We start from the raw sequence: 16,947 nt of genomic DNA on the forward strand, positions 1-16,947 counted from the left end.
CGGCACTGCTGGGGCCGGGAGGCGAAAGCGAATGTGAATATCCATGAGAACCTCCCTAGCTGGTGTTGAAGATGTGGCCTTGTAGCGTAAAAATTAATCAATGACCAGTCGGAAAGATACTGGATGCGTCAGAAAACTCTCGATTGTGTCCAACAGAGCAAAATGGGCGGATTTACCCGCAAAGGTTACCGCCCATCACTCAATCTGAATATGCCGTCTTATTCGGCTGCGTCCTGCGCCTGCCCACTTTCATATTCCGTAACGAGCTCAACCATGCCGGCCTGCGTATGACGCTTGAGTTCCCGGCGATCGCTGGGCTGCGGCGCGAAGGTGACAGTCAGACCGGTATCCCGCACCGTGCCGATGGCAAAAGATGCACCCGACAGCATGCGTACACCCTCATGCAGCCACAGCGGATCGGTAGCGAAATGCTGGCCGATGCCGACGACAACGGGAATACCCTGCCAGTGCGACATGCGATCATAATGGATATGGCCCGCCAGAATGCCCATGACGTCGTGTTCGAACAGCACCTCATCCAGCGCCTCGGTATCGTCGAAGGACAGGGATTCCCACTCCGCATCGGGACGGTCGAAATCCAGCGCCGGCGCATGGTGCATCACCAGGAGTTTCGGCAGGTCGGGATGGTTTTCGAGTTCTTCCTCGAGCCATTCGATCTGACCGGGCTCGAAAGCGCCACCGACCTTGCCGGGAACGCTGGTATCCATGACGATGACATGGATATCCGAAATCACCTGCGAATGGTCGTAAGGTGCGTCCAGATCTTCGTGGCGGCCGAGCATGACGGGATAAAAGCCGTCACGACGATCATGATTGCCAAGCGCGAAAAGCACCGGCACATCCAGTTCCGCCTCAGCCATCAGGCGCTTGAGTTCTTCATAGCTGCCGGCATCGCCCCGGTTGGTCAGATCGCCGCTGACGACGATGAATTCCGGCGGCGGCACCAACGCCTTGATCTGCGTGAGCGTGGCGGACAACGTAGCCGAGGTGTCGGAATAAAGATCATCATCCTGCAGCTGCGGATTGCCGATATGCAGATCGGTCAGATGGACAAAATTCACCCGTTCGGACATCGCGTCCTCCTGTTGTTATGTGCAGAAAATCCGGCTCGAAAAGATATCGTGACGGCCACGACCGATGTTCCGGACAGGCCTGACGATGTGCTGGTGAATGGGTAGCCGCCCTGTGTGTCACGCGAATGAATATCCGGCCGACGACGGCACCGGAAAGGGACTTTTTGTGCCGCATCTGTTGCCCGCCCGCCGCTCGTGATAATCGGGCAGGCACTCCAATCGCCATGAGAAAACCATGCCCGAAATCAGAATCGCCCTTTATCAGCCCGATATTCCCGGCAATACCGGCACCATCCTGCGATTGGCCGCCTGCCTCGGCCTCGGCGTCGATATCATCGAGCCGGCCGGCTTCGATATTTCCGACCGCAATCTGAAACGGGCGGGCATGGATTATATTGCCGCGGCGGCACTGACGCGCCATGTCAGCTGGGATCGCTTCGAGGAATGGCGTGCAGCCACCGGCCGCCGCCTTGTTCTCGCCTCCACCAAGGCCGCCCTGCCCTATACTGATATCAGCTACCGCACCGATGATATCCTGCTCTTCGGGCGGGAAAGTGCCGGCGTGCCAGACCACGTGCATGAAAAAGCGGATGAGCGAATCATCATCCCCATGGTGCCCGGACAACGCTCCATCAACGTCGCCATGTCGGCGGCGATGATCTCCGACGAGGCCTTGCGCCAGACGGAATGGGCCTGACCTGCCATCTTTGCAGCCATTTTTTCAGGCAAATATGAAAATTGACCGATTTCATCGCGAAACTGTCGCAACATGGCCTGTACCGGACGCGTTCACGCTCCTATACTGATTAGCCGGGCAACTAAAAATCGCCCTCGCCGGGGCAATCCGCCGGCGGGTGTGAGGAGACGTAGCATGCAATCCACCATTGTCATCGTCAACCTTCTCGGCGCGGTCGCGCTGCTGCTTTTCGGCTTGGCGCAGGTCAAGGACGGCGTCACCCGCGCCTTCGGCATGAAACTCAGAAGCGTGCTGGCCACCGGCACCCAGAACGGCCCGCGTTCCTTCTTTTCCGGCTTCTTCGCCACCGTCGCGCTTCAAAGCTCCACCGCAACGGCGCTCACCGTCGCCTCCTTCGCCGAACGTGACCTCATCAAACCGCGCATGGCGCAGGTGGTGCTGCTTGGCGCCAATGTCGGCACCGCAGTCACCGCATGGATTGTGGCCGCCGGGGTGGAATGGCTGTCACCACTTTTGATCCTTTCAGGCATCATCCTCAAGAAAGGCAGTTCCAATGCCAGACAGGGCGGCGGAACGGCGGTGATTGGCATAGGCCTCATGCTTCTATCGCTGCATCTTTTGAGCGGGGCCACGGAACCGATGCGCGCCTCCCCCGCCCTTGGCGTCTTCATCGGCCTGCTGGATGGCGCATGGCCCGTCGCGTTGATCTTCTCCGCCGTGCTGGCCTTCGTCTCCTCTTCCAGCCTTGCCGTCGTGGTGCTCATCCTGTCGCTGGCCGCCACCGGCACGCTTTCCGCCGGCCTCATCATCGTTCTCATTCTCGGCGCCAACCTCGGCGGCGCCATTCCGCCCGTCATCGCCACGCTCTCCGGGCCCGCATCTGCGCGACGCATCACCATCGGCAACCTCGTGGTGCGCACCATCGGCTGCCTCATCGCCATGCCGCTCGCCTCTTACGGCGCAGCGTATTTGCAGCAATTGCCGCTTTCGCCCGCCAAGTTGCCAGTGGATGCGCATCTCATCTTCAACGTCATTCTGGCGGCGGTGGCCTGGCCCTTCTCCGGCCTGATATCCGACCTGATGGCGAAACTCGTGCCGGGCGATCCGAAGGCTGAAGACGGCCCGAATTTCCTCGACCAGCAGGCTCTTGATATGCCGGTCGTCGCGCTTGCCAACGCCACCCGCGAAGTCCTAAGCGTCGGCGACAGCATCGAGCGAATGCTGATCCGCGCCGAAAACGCCTTCAAGCACAATGATCTGACGCCGCTTCAGGAAGTTTCCCTGCTCGAAAAGAAGGTCGACCGCCGCCAGCAGGAGGTGAAGGTCTATCTTTCGCAACTGGGGCGCAAGGGGCTTGCCGACGAGGAAGCGCGCCGTTCGATCGCCATCATCGACTATGCGATCAATCTCGAACATATCGGCGATATCATCGAAAAAGGCATCTGCGAGCAGATCCGCAAGAAGGTGCTGAACAGCTTCAAATTTTCCGACGACGGTTACGAGGAGCTGAAAACCCTGTTCGACATGACCATTGAAAATCTGCGGGCCGCGCAGAGCATTCTGGTCACCGGCGATTTCGATCTTGCCCGCCGGCTGATGGAAAGCAAGGTGGATATACGCCGCCTCGAAAAACAGTCCTCCAACCGCCATCTGGAGCGTCTGCGTGACGGGTTGGCAGAAAGCATGCAGACCAGCTCGCTGCACCTCGACATGCTGCGGGATCTGAAGCGCATCAACGCCCATATCGTTTCGGTGGCGCATCCCATTCTGGATGAAAGCGGCGTGCTGATCGAAAGCCGCCTGCGTTATGCCGAGCCGCGCGCCTGAGCCTTTCCAGGAAAAGTGGTCCTCGGCTTCCCGTCCGGAAATGCGAAACCGCTCTGAAACTCAATCGGCCGAGGGAAGCCTGCGCATGGTGAATTCGATGCGGTCGCCTTCCAGCAGCCGCCAGCTTTCCACTTCCGTCCAATAGGCGGCCTTCGGAAAGCTGTCGAACCATTCGCGCGCCTTGGCACGGGCCTCCTCACGCCCAAGACAGAAGGTCTGGCGCACGAACATGCCGTCCCGTTTTTGTTCGCCGCCGGCGCTTTCGCGTTCCTTGCGGTGATTGGCAATCCTGCGCTTCAGCCCGTCGAGGGGCGGTCCGGCAAATTTCGTCATGATATTCACCTCTGGCACCTACATCGGTAAAGATAGTGTCGGCACGCCGCCTTGGCGAGTCGAATTTGTGCGCGGCGCAAACACCTGCTAGACGCGGCAGGGAACGGACTTCACCGCAGGAGAGAAGAGATATGGAACGGCCAATCTTGCCGAAGGGCTTGCCCGAGGACATCGAAGACAAGAAGGCCGTTGCCCAGGCGTGGTTCCAGCATCTGCGCGACACCATCGTCACCTCCTTCGAAACGCTCGAAAACGACCTGACCGGCCCCCTGTCGGATCAGGAGCCCGGCCGCTTCGTGCAGAAGGACTGGCTGCGCGACAATGGCGAAGGCGGCGGCGGCAGGATGTCGATGATGGAAGGCCGCGTCTTCGAAAAGGTCGGCGTGCACACTTCCACCGTCTATGGCGAATTTTCGCCGGAATTCCGCAAGCAGATACCGGGTGCGGAAGAAGACCCGCGTTTCTGGGCCTCGGGCCTTTCGCTGATTGCCCATCCGGTCAATCCCAATGTGCCGGCCGTCCATATGAATACCCGCATGGTCGTGACCACCAGTCACTGGTTCGGCGGCGGTGCGGATCTGACGCCGGTGCTGGGACGCAGGCGCACCGAAGAGGACCCGGACACCCAGCTGTTCCACCGCGCCTTCGAGATCACCTGCAACCGTCATCCGGTCGCCGATTATCCGCGATACAAGACGTGGTGCGACGATTATTTCTTCCTGAAACACCGCAACGAGCCACGCGGCACCGGCGGCATCTTCTTCGACTGGCTGCATCCGGAAGAAGAAAAGGGCGGCTGGGACGCCAATTTCGCCTTTGTGCAGGATGTCGGCCGCGCCTTCAATCTGGTCTATCCGAAGATCGTCCGCGCCAATTTCAACCAGAACTGGACGGAAGAGGACCGCGACGAGCAACTTATCCGCCGCGGCCGCTACGTGGAATTCAACCTGCTTTACGATCGCGGCACCATCTTCGGCCTGAAGACGGGCGGCAACGTCGAATCGATCCTGTCGTCTTTGCCGCCGGTGGTGCGCTGGCCCTAAAAAACCTCACGCAAATTTGACGCTCATCAGCCAATTTGTCGCAAATGGCGCAAATTAGGACTTATGGAAAAATCAAGGCAGTGGTAGTCTCCTCCCGCAGACGTACTGGAGGAGCTATCGTCATGATTACTTCGAACAGCATGCCTATTTCTGCTTCCCCCGAGGCAGCACCGCAATCCATCGATACCCCTGATTTGATCGACCGCCTGGCAGCGGAAATGCGTGCCACGGGCGATCGCGAACTGCCGCATTCCTTTTATGTCGAACAGGTAAAGCGCACCCTTGCCGGACAAACGACGGCACGGCGGGCGGCCAATGACGAAATGCCTCGTACAAAAGTTCCGGCAGCCAGCACATCCTCTGTTTTCCAGTGCTGGGCGATGCCCGAATAGGGGCCTGAATAAGGTCGAAGGGCGCCGCTCTGGAACATAAGCGGCGAACATTCGTTTCTTGTGCGAGGGACAGCATGTTCATTCAATGCTGTCCCTCACTCGAAACAGGGAGGCAAAACCAATGAGACTGTTTGAATGTGGAACGCTCGTGCCCGGCTGTGCCTGGCATACACGCGCCGATGACGACGCCGAAGTTGTCCGCCGCACGGTGGAGCATATGCGCTCGGCCCATGGCGAAACCACGATCCGCGAAAATATGATCGACAATATCAAGGCCCGCATCCGCGATGAGGCAAATGCGGCTTAAGCCGAACCGCCGTCATCGCTGCAGCCTCAGTTCTCCAGCATGGTCTTCAGCCGGGCGGTTAGCGCTGCCCGGTCCAGTGAGAAATTAACGTCGATCCACTTTTCCTCAAGGCTTTTCAGAACCTCGCCCACCTTCGGGCCAGATTCGACGCCGGCGGCCATCACATCCGCACCGCTCAAGGGAAATCCCGGCTTCTTGAATTTTTCCGCTCTCGTCAGCAGCGTCGAAAGACGCGCCACTTTCTGCATCGCCGCATCACCCGCCGAAAGGTCGGCACGGGCCGAGGCAAGCGCGAGCTTCAGCCGCGTCTTCACACCCTCGACGCCCTCACGATAAAGCAGCCGGTCAAGCGCCGTCTCCTTCATTTCAGGGTCGATAACCGGGGCGGAAGCCCAATTAGCAAGATATCCGGCCTCAGCCTTCGACAGCCTCAGTCGCGTTGCAAGCGCCGCCAACCGCTCCTTGTCGGGCGGCACGATGGCGGCAAGCCGCAGCATGGGGTCCACCGCCCAGCCGAGGGACTGCTCCGTCGCCACCAGCCCGTGAATGGCATCGATGCCCCATTTCTCCGTTTCGGGCAGAATTTCCGCCAGAACACCCGATTGCCGCATCCACAGCAGGGCGCGGGAAGGATCGCGGGCGGAAAGCAGCTTTTTCAGCTCGCTCCAGACGCGCTCGGCCGAAAGCGTACCAAGCTTGTCCTTGGCCCGCGCGCTTGCCCGCAGACCATCTGCATCGGGGCGACCTGAGCCATAATGAGCGAAAAACCGGAAAAACCGGAGAATCCGCAGATAATCTTCCGCAATCCGCATCGTCGCATCGCCGATAAAGCGCACCGTGCGGGTTTCCACATCGGGAAGGCCATCGATGAGATCGATGATCTCGCCCTTCTCGTCGGCATAAAGAGCATTGATGGTGAGGTCCCGCCGCTCGGCATCGGTCTGCCAGTCGGTGCCGAAGGCAACCTGCGCGTGGCGGCCATTGGTCTCGACATCACGGCGCAAAGTCGTGACTTCAAAACCTTCGCCATCGATCACCAGCGTTACCGTGCCGTGTTCGATGCCGGTCGGCACCGCCTTGATGCCCGCCGCCTTCGCCCGCTGAACCACCACATCGGGGGTAAGCGTCGTTGCCATGTCGACATCGACAACCGGCAGGTCCATCAGCGCATTGCGCACCGCGCCGCCGACGATCCGCACCTCGCCGCCATCGGCATTCAGAAGCGTGAAGATGCGCTTCAGCGCCGGTTTTTCGAACCAGTCACGCCCGGCAAGGCTATTCATGTATAAAACCTCTCGTAAATCGTCCTGACGATGCCCGCCGTAATGCCCCAAATGTAGCGTTCGCCATAGGGCATTTCGTAGAAAAACCGCTCCTTCCCCTGAAAGATGCGGCTGCCGCGCCCGTGATTGACCGGGTCCATCAAAAAGGACAGCGGCACCTCGAAAACCTCATCCACCTCCGTGGGATTAAGCGTCAAATCAAAGCCCGGACGGACGACGGACAGCACCGGCTTGATGCGAAAACCGGTCCCGGAAATATAATCCGGCAGTCGTCCGACCGTTTCCACGAAGGACCTGGAAAGGCCGATCTCCTCTTCCGTCTCGCGCAGTGCTGCCTCTTCCGGCGTGCGGTCCTCGGCATCGATGCCGCCGCCCGGAAAGGAAATCTGGCCTGAATGTTGGCGCAGGGTTGCCGTGCGCTGGGTAAAGATCACCCGCGCATCGTTGCCATCGTCGATAACCGGTATCAGCACTGCGGCATCCTTCAGCCGAATGCCGTTGCCAGAGAGCACCACACCCGGATTGAGCACATGGTCGCCATTTTCCCGCTCGGCCACGCCCTCGCCTTCCTGCAGCACACGGCGGCGGAAATCGGCGGCGGTAAAAGCCTTGAGGCCCGTTGTCATCATCGTCATTGTGAAAGCCGTTCCAGTTCCTTTGCGGGCATCACCGGAAAGATTACCCCGCCCGAGCGCACCGCAAACATCTCGACGCCATCCACGTCGATCACCTCGCCGAGCGCAACGAGATCATACATCACGGCCCGCGAGACGAGCGCCTCCAACCGGCCGCGCACCAGAAGATAGGGTTTCAATTCGCGGTTTTCACCGAAAATTTCAAAGCGCAGCGGATGCTCCGGCCCCGCCTCCACCACGTCGCCGACATTGGTGCGAAAGGTCAGCAAGGATTCGCCATCCTCGACACCCGCATTCACCGTCATTTCCACCGCGACGAATGGTGCATCCACCACCCGGATGCCGACTTTTTCCACAGGAGTTACAAGATAGGTCTTGCCGTCCTCATCCTTGCGCAGAACCGTGGAAAACAGCCGCACCAGCGGCGCCCTGCCGATGGGGGTGCCGAGGTAGAACCAGGTGCCATCGGCGCGGATTTCCATGTCGAGATCGCCGCAAAAGGGCGGATTCCAGCGCTCCACCGGGGCCGGCCCGCGCTTGGCGTCGCCGGTCTGTTCGGCGGCGCGGGAAATCATCGCCGCAAGCCCCGCCGCATCATCAGCCGAATTTATCGTCTCCGCTGCCATATTCGAGTCTCGCTTTGCCGATAAGGAAATACTAAGTCACGACATAGTCATTCGAATGGCGCTTGTCAGCGGCCAAGAGAGCAATAAGCTATATGCAGCGCAAAATCCGTCCCGGCCGACTGCCAGCAAAACCGGGATGCGACTGTGACAGCGGCGAAGGTATGAGGAGAGCGACATGGGCGTGATGAATACCGGCGAAACCCTCGATGAAAAGGCCATCGTCGCCGCGGCCGAAAAGGCGCTTTCCGACATCGCGGCCATCCGCACGGAAGTCTCCAAGGTCATTTTCGGCCAGGAAAAAGTGGTGCAGAACACGCTTCTCGCCATCCTCTCCGGTGGCCATGCGCTGCTCGTCGGCGTTCCCGGCCTCGCCAAGACCAAGCTTGTCACCACGCTCGGCACCGTGCTCGGCCTGGATGCCAACCGCATCCAGTTCACACCGGACCTGATGCCGTCGGATATTCTCGGTTCCGAAGTCATGGATCAGGACGAGAACGGCCGCCGTTCCTTCCGTTTCATCAAGGGTCCGATTTTCGGCCAGCTGCTGATGGCCGATGAAATCAACCGCGCCAGCCCGCGCACGCAGTCCGCACTTTTGCAGGCCATGCAGGAATATCACATCACCATGGCCGGCCAGACCTATGAGCTGCCGAAGCCGTTCCATGTTCTCGCCACCCAGAACCCGCTGGAACAGGAAGGCACCTATCCGCTGCCCGAAGCCCAGCTCGACCGCTTCCTGCTGCAGGTGGATGTCGGTTATCCCGAACTTGCCGCCGAACGCCAGATTCTTCTCGATACGACGGGCACCGCCTCCGGCGAAGCGCGCGGCGTGATCGATGCCGGGCGCCTGATGGAAATCCAGGCCCTCATCCGCCAGATGCCGGTCAGCGACAAGGTCGTGGATGCGATCCTCTCGCTCGTCCGCTCCGCCCGCCCCGGCCATGGCAACAAATTGACCGACAAGCACGTTGTCTGGGGACCAGGTCCGCGCGCCGGCCAGTCGCTGATGCTGACGGCTCGCGCCCGTGCGCTCTACGAAGGCCGGCTCGCCCCGTCGCTGGACGATGTCCATGCGCTGGCCGAACCGGTGCTGGAACACCGCATGGCGCTGACCTTTGCGGCCCGCGCCGAAGGCATGTCGGTGCGCGATGTCATCGCAGCCCTCGTGGAGCAGGCGAAGAACTAAAAAGACGCGTGCCTAACCTTTCGCGAAAGGAGTGCCTGTGGCATCCATCGGCCAGATCGTAGACAAGACGCCGGGTAGCGAAGTTCTGGCGCGCGCGCGCCAGCGTGCCGCACTGGTGCCGGACTGCATGGTCGAGGCAAAGCGCATCGCCAACACCGTCACCGCCGGCTGGCACGGCCGCCGCAAGCGCGGCATCGGCGAAAATTTCTGGCAGTTCCGCCCCTATGCCGAAGGCGAAAGCCTGTCGCGCATCGACTGGCGGCGCTCCGCCCGCGACGACCATACCTATGTGCGTGACCGGGAATGGGAAGCCGCCCACACCATCTGGCTTTGGGCCGACATGTCGCCATCGATGATGTTCAAATCCACCCTCGGCTCTGTCTCCAAGGAAAGCCGGGCGCTGGTGCTGATGCTGGCGCTGGCGGAAATCCTCGCACGCTCGGGCGAGCGCATCGGCTGCCCCGGCATCATGGAGCCGGTCTCGGCCAGAAACGCCGCCGAGAGGCTCGCCGCCGCCATCATGCATGCGCCGCTCACCACAGGCATGCCGGAAACGGGCATGATCCGCGGCGCGAGCGATATCGTCCTCATCGGCGATTTTCTCGATGATGCGAAAAACGTGATGGAGCGGATTTCGCCTCTGGCGCGACGTGGCCTGCGCGGCCATGTGGTGGAAATCGCCGATCCGGCCGAGGAAACCTTCCCCTATTCCGGCCGTACGGAATTCACCGATCCGGAAACCGGCGAAAAACTGGTGTCCGGCCGCGCCGAGACCATTCGTGAGGATTACACTCGCGCCTATCTCGCAAGGCGCGAGGCGCTGTCCTCATCGCTGCGCCGTCTCGGCTGGAACTTCGTCTTCCACCGCACCGATCATCTCGCTTCCGAGGCGCTTGTGGCCGTTCACATGTATCTTTCCGGCGCGCCAGCGCAAGACGGTGGGCACCGATGAGCGCATTGCCTTTCGTCTTCACCAGCCCCTATATCCTCTTCGGCCTCTTGGCGCTGCCCGCCATCTGGTGGCTGCTGCGGCTCACCCCGCCACGCCCCAAGGCGGAAGTCTTTCCGCCACTGAAGATATTGGCGACGGTGCTGAAGCGCGAGGAAACGCCATCGAAAAGCCCGTGGTGGCTGACCCTTTTGCGCATGGCGCTGGCCGCCGCCGTGATTTTTGCGCTGGCCGATCCGGTGGTGAACCCGCGCAACAACAGCATTGCTGGCAGCGGCCCGCTGGTGCTGTTGGTCGATAATGGCTGGGCCTCCGCACCCGACTGGGAAAGGCGCGTGGCCACCGCTCAGGCCCTGATCGGCGATGCGGAGCGGGCCGACCGCCCCGTCTCCATCAGCTTCACCGCCGATGCCGAACATGATGCCGTCTCGGGAACGACAGCCGTGGCGCTGGACAAGCTTGCCGCCGCCAAGCCGAAACCGCTGATACCGGACCGCGTGCGCACGGCCGAAGCCATCACCGAGGCGCTGAACGGCACGACCCCCGGCACGCTCGCTTATATTGCCGACGGTGTTCAGACCGCGCAGGATGAAAACGCGATGAGAACGCTTGCCAGCCTCTCACCCGCCGAATTCCGCATCGTGAAGGGCGACGGCAAGGCCATCGCCGCCATCACCGGCGCCACCAACAATGCCGATGCCATGAGCGTCACACTTTCGCGGCTCGACACGGCCGAAGCCGCCCGGCTGACCGTCAATGCGCAAGACAGCCAGGGCCGCATCCTCGCCAATGGCATCGCGAACTTCGCGCCCGGCGCGGCCGAAACCACGGCAACGGTGGAAGCCCCCTTCGAACTGCGCAACGATTTTGCCCGCCTGTCCCTCGAAGGCGTGTCGACGGCGGGTGCGGTGCATCTTCTCGACGACGGCTTCCGCCGCCGTCGCGTGGCGCTGCTGGCCGGTGAAACCGGCAATGATTTCCAACCGCTGCTACAACCGCTTTATTACATCAGCCGCGCGCTTCAGCCTTTCGCCGATCTCATTCCGCAGCGGCAGGCCGATCTGGCGCAGGCGATCCCGGAAATCCTGCAATCCAACCCCTCCGTCATCGTCATGGCCGATATCGGCCGCCTGCCGCAGGAAACCTATGAGCCGATGCAGCGTTGGCTCGCCGGCGGCGGCACGCTCATCCGTTTCGCCGGGCCGCGCCTTGCCGCAGCCCCGGCAGACGATCCTCTGGTGCCGGTGACGCTCAGGCAGGGCGAACGTGCGCTTGGTGGCGCGCTCTCCTGGGCCGAGCCGCAGCCGCTTGCCGATTTCCCGAATTTCGGCGCTTTCGCCGGCATGCCGAAGGCGGATGGCATTCTCGTCAAACGCCAGGTTCTGGCCGAACCGACACCTGATCTGGCGGAACGCACATGGGCAAGCCTTGCCGATGGCACGCCGCTCGTCACCACCCGCACTGTCGAGGCTGGCCGCATCGTGCTCTTCCATGTCAGCGCTGAAGCAAGCTGGTCCGACCTGCCGATCTCGGGCCATTTCGTCGATATGCTGCGCCGTATCGTGCAATTGTCGAAGGCGGGCGGCGCTTCCGCCAACGCCAATGCCCCGGCCGCCGCCCTGCCGCCCTTCCGGCTGCTGACGGCCGAAGGCGCGCTTTCAGCCGAAATCGGCACTGCCCGGCCGCTGGAAATGCGCGCCGGCCAGCCGCCGCGTACCGGTTTTGACAATCCCCCCGGCCTTTACGGCACAGAGGATGGTTTCGTGGCTCTCAACCTCCTGCCGGCAGGTGCGACGCTGCGCCCGCTCGATACGTCCGCCGCCGGTGTCAGCACCACCAGCGAAGCGCTGATCGGCGAAACCGCCAAATCGCTGCGCCCGACCCTGTTCATCGCCGCCTTCCTGATGCTGATTGCCGACAGCCTGATCGTTCTCTTCATGAACGGCGCCTTCGCACGTCTGCCGAAAGCACGCAGCGCCACCGCCGCTACCATACTCTTGGCCCTGGGCGCCTTTGCCGCCATGTCGCCAACGGATGCCCGCGCCGACGATCCGAAACCCGGCGACGAGCAGATTTTCGAGCGGCTGGATACGACACATCTCGCTTATGTCCGCACCGGCGAAGACGATGTCGACCGCATTTCCGAGCAGGGTCTCCAAGGTCTCAGCGAATTCCTGACCTGGCGCACGACGCTGGAGCCCGGTCAGCCGGTTGGCCTCGACATCTCCAAGGATGAATTGTCCTTCTATCCCATCATCTACTGGCCGGTTTCCGCCACGGCACCCATGCCGTCCAGCGCCGCCATATCGCGCATCGACGCCTATATGCGCGCCGGCGGCACGGTTTTGTTTGATACACGCGACCAGTTCACGTCGCTCGACACCGGCACGACAAGCGCTAATGGCGAGCGTTTGCAGGCGATCCTCGCCAATATCGATATTCCGCCGCTGGAGCCCGTGCCGGAAGACCACGTGCTGACGCGCTCCTTCTACCTGCTCACCAATTTCCCCGGCCGTTACAATGGTTCGCCGCTCTGGGTGGAATCCCGTCAGGGCGCGGCGAAGACCACCTCGGGCCTCTCCTCCTCCGGCGATGGCGTGACGCCGATCATGATAACGGGCAATGATTTCGCCGGCGCCTGGGCCGTCGATCCGCAGGGCGCACCGGTTCTGCCAACCGTGCCGCCGGACGAGATGCAGCGCGAACATGCCTTCCGCTCCGGCGTCAACATCATGATGTATATGCTGACCGGCAACTACAAGGCCGATCAGGTCCACGTTCCCGCACTTCTCGAACGGTTGGGGCAGTGACATGACATTGACCTTCGCCCCCTTCCTGCCGTGGATCGTGATTGCCATTCTGGCCGTCGCTGCCCTCGCGCTCTCCTTCATCGGCCTGTGGCGCGGCGTGCGCGGCGCATGGCTGCGCGGGCTGGCGCTCGCCGCTCTGCTTGCGGCCATTGCCAATCCGCTTCTGACGCAGGAGGAACGTGAGCCGCTCTCCACCATCGTGCCCGTAATCGTCGATCGCTCGCAGAGCCAGGACGTGCAGGACCGGCCACAAATGACCGATACCGCGCTGGAGACGCTGAAAGACCGGCTGTCCCGCTTCCCGCGCATCGAACCACGCATCGTCGAAGTGCGCGACGATGGCGAGAGTGATTCGCCCTCGACGCAGCTTTTTTCGGCGCTCTCCTCCGCCGTGTCAGATGTCTCGCCGTCACGCGTCGGCGGCGCGATCTTCCTCAGCGACGGCCAGATTCACGATATCCCGAATGCCCTGCCCAACGCCGAACAGGCGCTGGGCTTCCGCGCCCCCGTGCACGGGCTGATCACCGGCAAGGCCGATGAGTTCGACCGCCGCATCGAGATCGTCCGCGCCCCACGCTTCGGCATCGTCAACGAGGAACAGCAGTTGACGCTGCGTGTGTTCGATGACGGCCGCCCCGCAGGCGGCGGTGCGGCGGAAGTGACAGTGAAGATGAATGGCGAAGAAATCGCCACGCTGCAGGCCACCCCCGGCCAGCCGACGCCGTTCAGTTTCAAGGTTCCGCGCGGCGGCAACAATGTCATGGAATTTTCCGTCGCCGAGCTTCCCGGCGAAGTGACGGCCGCCAACAACCGCGCCGTTCACCTGATCGAAGGCATCCGCCAGAACCTGCGCGTGCTGCTGGTCTCCGGCGAGCCGCATGCCGGCGAACGGGCGTGGCGTAACCTGCTGAAATCCGACGCCTCGGTCGATCTGGTGCATTTCACCATTCTGCGCCCGCCGGAAAAACAGGACGGCACGCCGATCAACGAACTCTCGCTGATCGCCTTCCCCACCCGCGAATTGTTCGTCGAAAAGATCGAGGATTTCGACCTCATCATTTTCGACCGCTACCAGCATCGCGGCGTGCTGCCGATCCTCTATTACGATTACATCGCCCAATATGTCGAAAAGGGCGGCGCGCTCTTGATCGCCGCCGGGCCGGAACATGCCGGTCAGGATTCGATCGCCATGACGCCGCTCGCCTCCGTTCTGCCGGCACAGCCGACCGGTCAGGTGCATCAGGCCGCCTTCTATCCGCGCCTTTCGGAAGCGGGCAAAAAACACCCCGTCACCCGCGGGCTGGATGGATCTGGCGTTGAGCCGCCGCAATGGGGCCGCTGGTTCCGCACCATCAGCGTCGACCCGCCGCAGGGCCAGACCGTGATGCTGGGCGACGGGCAGGACCCGCTGCTGGTGCTGAACCGTCAGGGCGAAGGCCGTGTGGCCATGCTGCTGTCCGATCAGGGCTGGCTCTGGGCTCGCGGTTATGAAGGCGGTGGCCCGCATGTGGCGCTTTACCGCCGTATCGCCCACTGGCTGATGAAAGAGCCGGAGCTTGAAGAAGAAGCGCTGACGGCGCGGGCCAATGGCCGCACATTGCAAATCACCCGCCAGACCATCGGCGACGATCCCGGTCAGGCAAGCGTGCGCTTCCCTTCCGGCAAGACCGAGAACATGGCCTTCACCAGCACCGAGCCCGGTCTTTACAGGATCGAGCGCCGTATGGACGAAACCGGCCTGTTCGAGATCAAAAACGGCGATTTCACCACCCTCGTCCATGTCGGCGCGGTGGATGCGCCGGAATTCAAGGCGATGATCTCGACCACCGAAACGCTGAAACCGCTGGCCGACGCCACCAGGGGCAGCGTGCACCGTGTCGCCGATAATTCCGGCCGCATCGCGCTGCCCGATATATTGCCGGTGCGGGGTGACATCAGGGTTGCCGACGAGGATCGCATGCTGATACGTCTGACTGACGAGACGGTGCTGAAAGGTGTCAACACCCTGCCGCTGTTTGCCGGTTTTGCCGGGCTTGCCGCCTTGCTGCTTGCCTTCTCCGCGCTCTGGTGGCGTGAAGGGCGGTAGAACCTCAGCAGTAGCGCAAGGCTTTTCCGCGTCTCGAACTGGAAAACGACAAACGGCCGCCGCCCGGCGTTCGGGGAAAGAAAATCATGAATTTCGTTTTGAGCGACGTCGCGGATGCAGAGGCCGAAAAGGCCATCCGCGATCCGCTGGTGGCCTATAATCTCGCCCGTTTCGGTGAAAGCGACAAACGCGACCTCACCATCACCATTCGTGACGACGAGAACACTGTGACAGGCGGTCTGGTGGGATATACCGGCCGCGGCTGGCTTTATGTGCAGCTTCTCTTCGTGCCGGAAACCATGCGCGGTCAGGGCACAGCTGCGAAGCTGCTTGCAATGGCGGAGGAGGAAGCCAGAAAGCGCGGCTGCATGGGGGCCTATATCGACACGATGAACCCGGATGCCCTGAGAACCTACGAACGCTACGGCTTCACCAGGATCGGCTCGCTCGGCCCCCTTTCCAGCGGCCAATCGATCACCTGGCTCGAGAAACGCTTCTAGCAGGCTGTTGAAAATCGTAGACGATCGCGCACATCGTTACCCCCCTCTGTCCTGCCGGACATCTCCCCCTCAAGGGGGGAGATCGGCAAGAGGCTTTCTCGCCGCTTCATTCTCGACCGTCGAGAGGTGCGAGACACGGGAGATATGCTCTAGGCAGCGATCCCCGATACCCCACCATCCACATTGCGAACCATGGCCTCGCGGATTTGCTGGCGAAGCCACACGGCCCCGGCATCCGCGTCGGTCTGCAATGTCCAGACCATGGCAACGGGCGGGAAATTGAGCGTTACGGGCACCGGGCTTATCTCCAATCCGAGCATCGGCGCATAACGCAGCGCGATGCGCGAGGACACGGTGGCCAGCACCGCCGAAGATCGCGCCGTGGCCAGAACCGAGAGGAAATCAGGTGCGGCTGCGACCACATCGATTTCCAATCCGCTCAGTTCCAGCGCATCCTTGATGCAGCCACGCAGGCTGTCCGTCTGCGAGATAACCGCGTGTTTGGCCTCCATATAGGCGTCCAGTCCCACGGGATTGGGCAGATCGAGCAGGGCCGGGTTGAAACAGCAAAGCACGCTGGAGGAATAGAGCGGCTCGCAATGGTGACGCTGCTCTTTCGAATAGGTGCATCCCACCGCCATGTCGATCACACCCGTATCCAGCATCGCCGTGATTTCCTGCTCCTGCCCGCTGCGGGCGAGAATGCGGATTCCCGGCGCAATTTCGCGCAACCGCGCCGTCAGGTCCGGCAACAGCAACAGTTCCACCTCGCTCGACATGCCTAGCCGGAAGGTGCGGCGTTCCGTTGCCGGATCGAAAACATCCGCAGTCATCACCGCCGCCTGCGCCTGCCGGAGCGCCTGCCGCACCGGCCCGGCCAGATTGAGCGCCCGCGCTGTCGGTTTCATCTCCTGTCCCACGCGAATGAAAAGCTCATCCTGAAACAGCGTCCGCAGGGTGGAGATGTTGTGGCTCATGGCCGGCTGCTGGATTTTCAGTCGCCGCGCGGCGCGCGTGACATTCATTTCCTCCATCATCGCATCGAAAGCGATGAGAAGATTGAGGTCGAAAGAACGGAGATTGAAATGATCGATAGTTTGCATAAGTCACATCGATTTGATTGCTGGCCTCCCTACACTTAGCTGGAGTTCGGAAACTTTCAAGACGTTCCCCAAACCC

General features: G+C 61.7%; 16 protein-coding genes. 10 read left to right on the forward strand and 6 right to left on the reverse strand.

Translation table 11 applies throughout. From position 1 onward, the window contains the following. Window positions 1-218: 218 nt before the first annotated feature. Window positions 219-1,094: a phosphodiesterase gene (locus AKG12_RS05480; RefSeq protein WP_052818080.1), complete on the reverse strand. Its 876-nt coding sequence runs from the start codon at window positions 1,092-1,094 to the stop codon at window positions 219-221. Between the two features lie 235 nt (window positions 1,095-1,329). Here AKG12_RS05480 and AKG12_RS05485 point away from each other — a divergent pair, with 235 nt between their 5' ends. Both AKG12_RS05485 and AKG12_RS05490 read left to right on the forward strand, forming a co-directional pair. Then, window positions 1,330-1,791, forward strand: a complete 462-nt coding sequence (locus AKG12_RS05485) for a tRNA (cytidine(34)-2'-O)-methyltransferase (RefSeq protein ID WP_052818081.1) — start codon at window positions 1,330-1,332, stop codon at window positions 1,789-1,791. Window positions 1,792-1,965: 174 nt separating this feature from the next. After that, window positions 1,966-3,618, forward strand: a complete 1,653-nt coding sequence (locus AKG12_RS05490) for a Na/Pi cotransporter family protein (protein WP_052818082.1) — start codon at window positions 1,966-1,968, stop codon at window positions 3,616-3,618. A 60-nt stretch (window positions 3,619-3,678) separates the two neighbouring features. Here AKG12_RS05490 and AKG12_RS05495 read toward each other — a convergent pair whose 3' ends face one another. Then, the gene (locus tag AKG12_RS05495; protein ID WP_046797943.1) at window positions 3,679-3,951 is read right to left on the reverse strand and encodes a hypothetical protein; all 273 of its coding nucleotides are present in this window, start codon (window positions 3,949-3,951) and stop codon (window positions 3,679-3,681) included. Window positions 3,952-4,082: 131 nt separating this feature from the next. Between AKG12_RS05495 and hemF the strand changes: the two genes are divergently transcribed. The 3 genes from hemF (at window position 4,083) to AKG12_RS05510 (ending at window position 5,693) form a co-directional block, all read left to right on the forward strand. Further along, on the forward strand, window positions 4,083-4,994 hold the full coding sequence (gene hemF / locus AKG12_RS05500; protein WP_052818083.1) for an oxygen-dependent coproporphyrinogen oxidase: 912 nt from the start codon (window positions 4,083-4,085) through the stop codon (window positions 4,992-4,994). A gap of 122 nt (window positions 4,995-5,116) precedes the next feature. After that, complete coding sequence (locus AKG12_RS05505; protein WP_046797941.1) at window positions 5,117-5,386, forward strand: hypothetical protein; 270 nt, start codon at window positions 5,117-5,119, stop codon at window positions 5,384-5,386. A gap of 121 nt (window positions 5,387-5,507) precedes the next feature. Next, window positions 5,508-5,693, forward strand: coding sequence for a DUF1059 domain-containing protein (locus AKG12_RS05510; protein WP_046797940.1), 186 nt, complete (start codon window positions 5,508-5,510; stop codon window positions 5,691-5,693). 26 nt (window positions 5,694-5,719) lie between these two features. Here the strand turns inward: AKG12_RS05510 and AKG12_RS05515 are convergent, their stop codons facing one another. From AKG12_RS05515 to AKG12_RS05525, 3 genes are read right to left on the reverse strand one after another with little or no spacing between them, the layout of a single operon-like run. Then, window positions 5,720-6,976 carry a CCA tRNA nucleotidyltransferase gene (locus AKG12_RS05515; RefSeq protein WP_052818084.1) on the reverse strand — a complete coding sequence of 419 codons (1,257 nt, stop codon included), beginning with the start codon at window positions 6,974-6,976 and terminating at the stop codon, window positions 5,720-5,722. Beyond that, a complete protein-coding gene (locus AKG12_RS05520; RefSeq protein WP_046797938.1) occupies window positions 6,973-7,611 on the reverse strand; it encodes an NUDIX hydrolase in 639 nt (212 codons plus the stop codon). Before AKG12_RS05520 ends, AKG12_RS05515 begins: the two co-directional genes overlap by 4 nt. Continuing rightward, the gene (locus tag AKG12_RS05525) at window positions 7,608-8,237 is read right to left on the reverse strand and encodes a DUF1285 domain-containing protein (protein WP_052818085.1); all 630 of its coding nucleotides are present in this window, start codon (window positions 8,235-8,237) and stop codon (window positions 7,608-7,610) included. Before AKG12_RS05525 ends, AKG12_RS05520 begins: the two co-directional genes overlap by 4 nt. Window positions 8,238-8,412: 175 nt before the next feature. Between AKG12_RS05525 and AKG12_RS05530 the strand changes: the two genes are divergently transcribed. The 5 genes from AKG12_RS05530 to AKG12_RS05550 all read left to right on the forward strand — a co-directional run bounded on the left by AKG12_RS05530 (window position 8,413) and on the right by AKG12_RS05550 (window position 15,768). Beyond that, entirely contained in the window at window positions 8,413-9,423 is a 1,011-nt protein-coding gene (locus AKG12_RS05530; protein WP_003523087.1) for an AAA family ATPase, read from the forward strand. A 37-nt stretch (window positions 9,424-9,460) separates the two neighbouring features. Continuing rightward, window positions 9,461-10,375 carry a DUF58 domain-containing protein gene (locus tag AKG12_RS05535; protein WP_052818086.1) on the forward strand — a complete coding sequence of 305 codons (915 nt, stop codon included), beginning with the start codon at window positions 9,461-9,463 and terminating at the stop codon, window positions 10,373-10,375. Next, the gene (locus tag AKG12_RS05540; RefSeq protein WP_052818087.1) at window positions 10,372-13,182 is read left to right on the forward strand and encodes a DUF4159 domain-containing protein; all 2,811 of its coding nucleotides are present in this window, start codon (window positions 10,372-10,374) and stop codon (window positions 13,180-13,182) included. The genes AKG12_RS05535 and AKG12_RS05540 overlap by 4 nt, the downstream gene beginning before the upstream one ends. Window position 13,183: 1 nt before the next feature. Next, window positions 13,184-15,268 carry a hypothetical protein gene (locus AKG12_RS05545; RefSeq protein ID WP_052818088.1) on the forward strand — a complete coding sequence of 695 codons (2,085 nt, stop codon included), beginning with the start codon at window positions 13,184-13,186 and terminating at the stop codon, window positions 15,266-15,268. Between the two features lie 86 nt (window positions 15,269-15,354). Next, window positions 15,355-15,768 (forward strand): GNAT family N-acetyltransferase, encoded by a 414-nt coding sequence (locus AKG12_RS05550; protein WP_052818089.1) that lies wholly within the window; start codon window positions 15,355-15,357, stop codon window positions 15,766-15,768. A 149-nt stretch (window positions 15,769-15,917) separates the two neighbouring features. Here the strand turns inward: AKG12_RS05550 and AKG12_RS05555 are convergent, their stop codons facing one another. Then, window positions 15,918-16,871: a LysR family transcriptional regulator gene (locus AKG12_RS05555; protein WP_052818090.1), complete on the reverse strand. Its 954-nt coding sequence runs from the start codon at window positions 16,869-16,871 to the stop codon at window positions 15,918-15,920. Window positions 16,872-16,947 lie beyond the last annotated feature (76 nt).

It is taken from the genome of Agrobacterium sp. SUL3 (assembly GCF_001263295.1).
Classification (GTDB): domain Bacteria; phylum Pseudomonadota; class Alphaproteobacteria; order Rhizobiales; family Rhizobiaceae; genus Agrobacterium; species Agrobacterium tomkonis.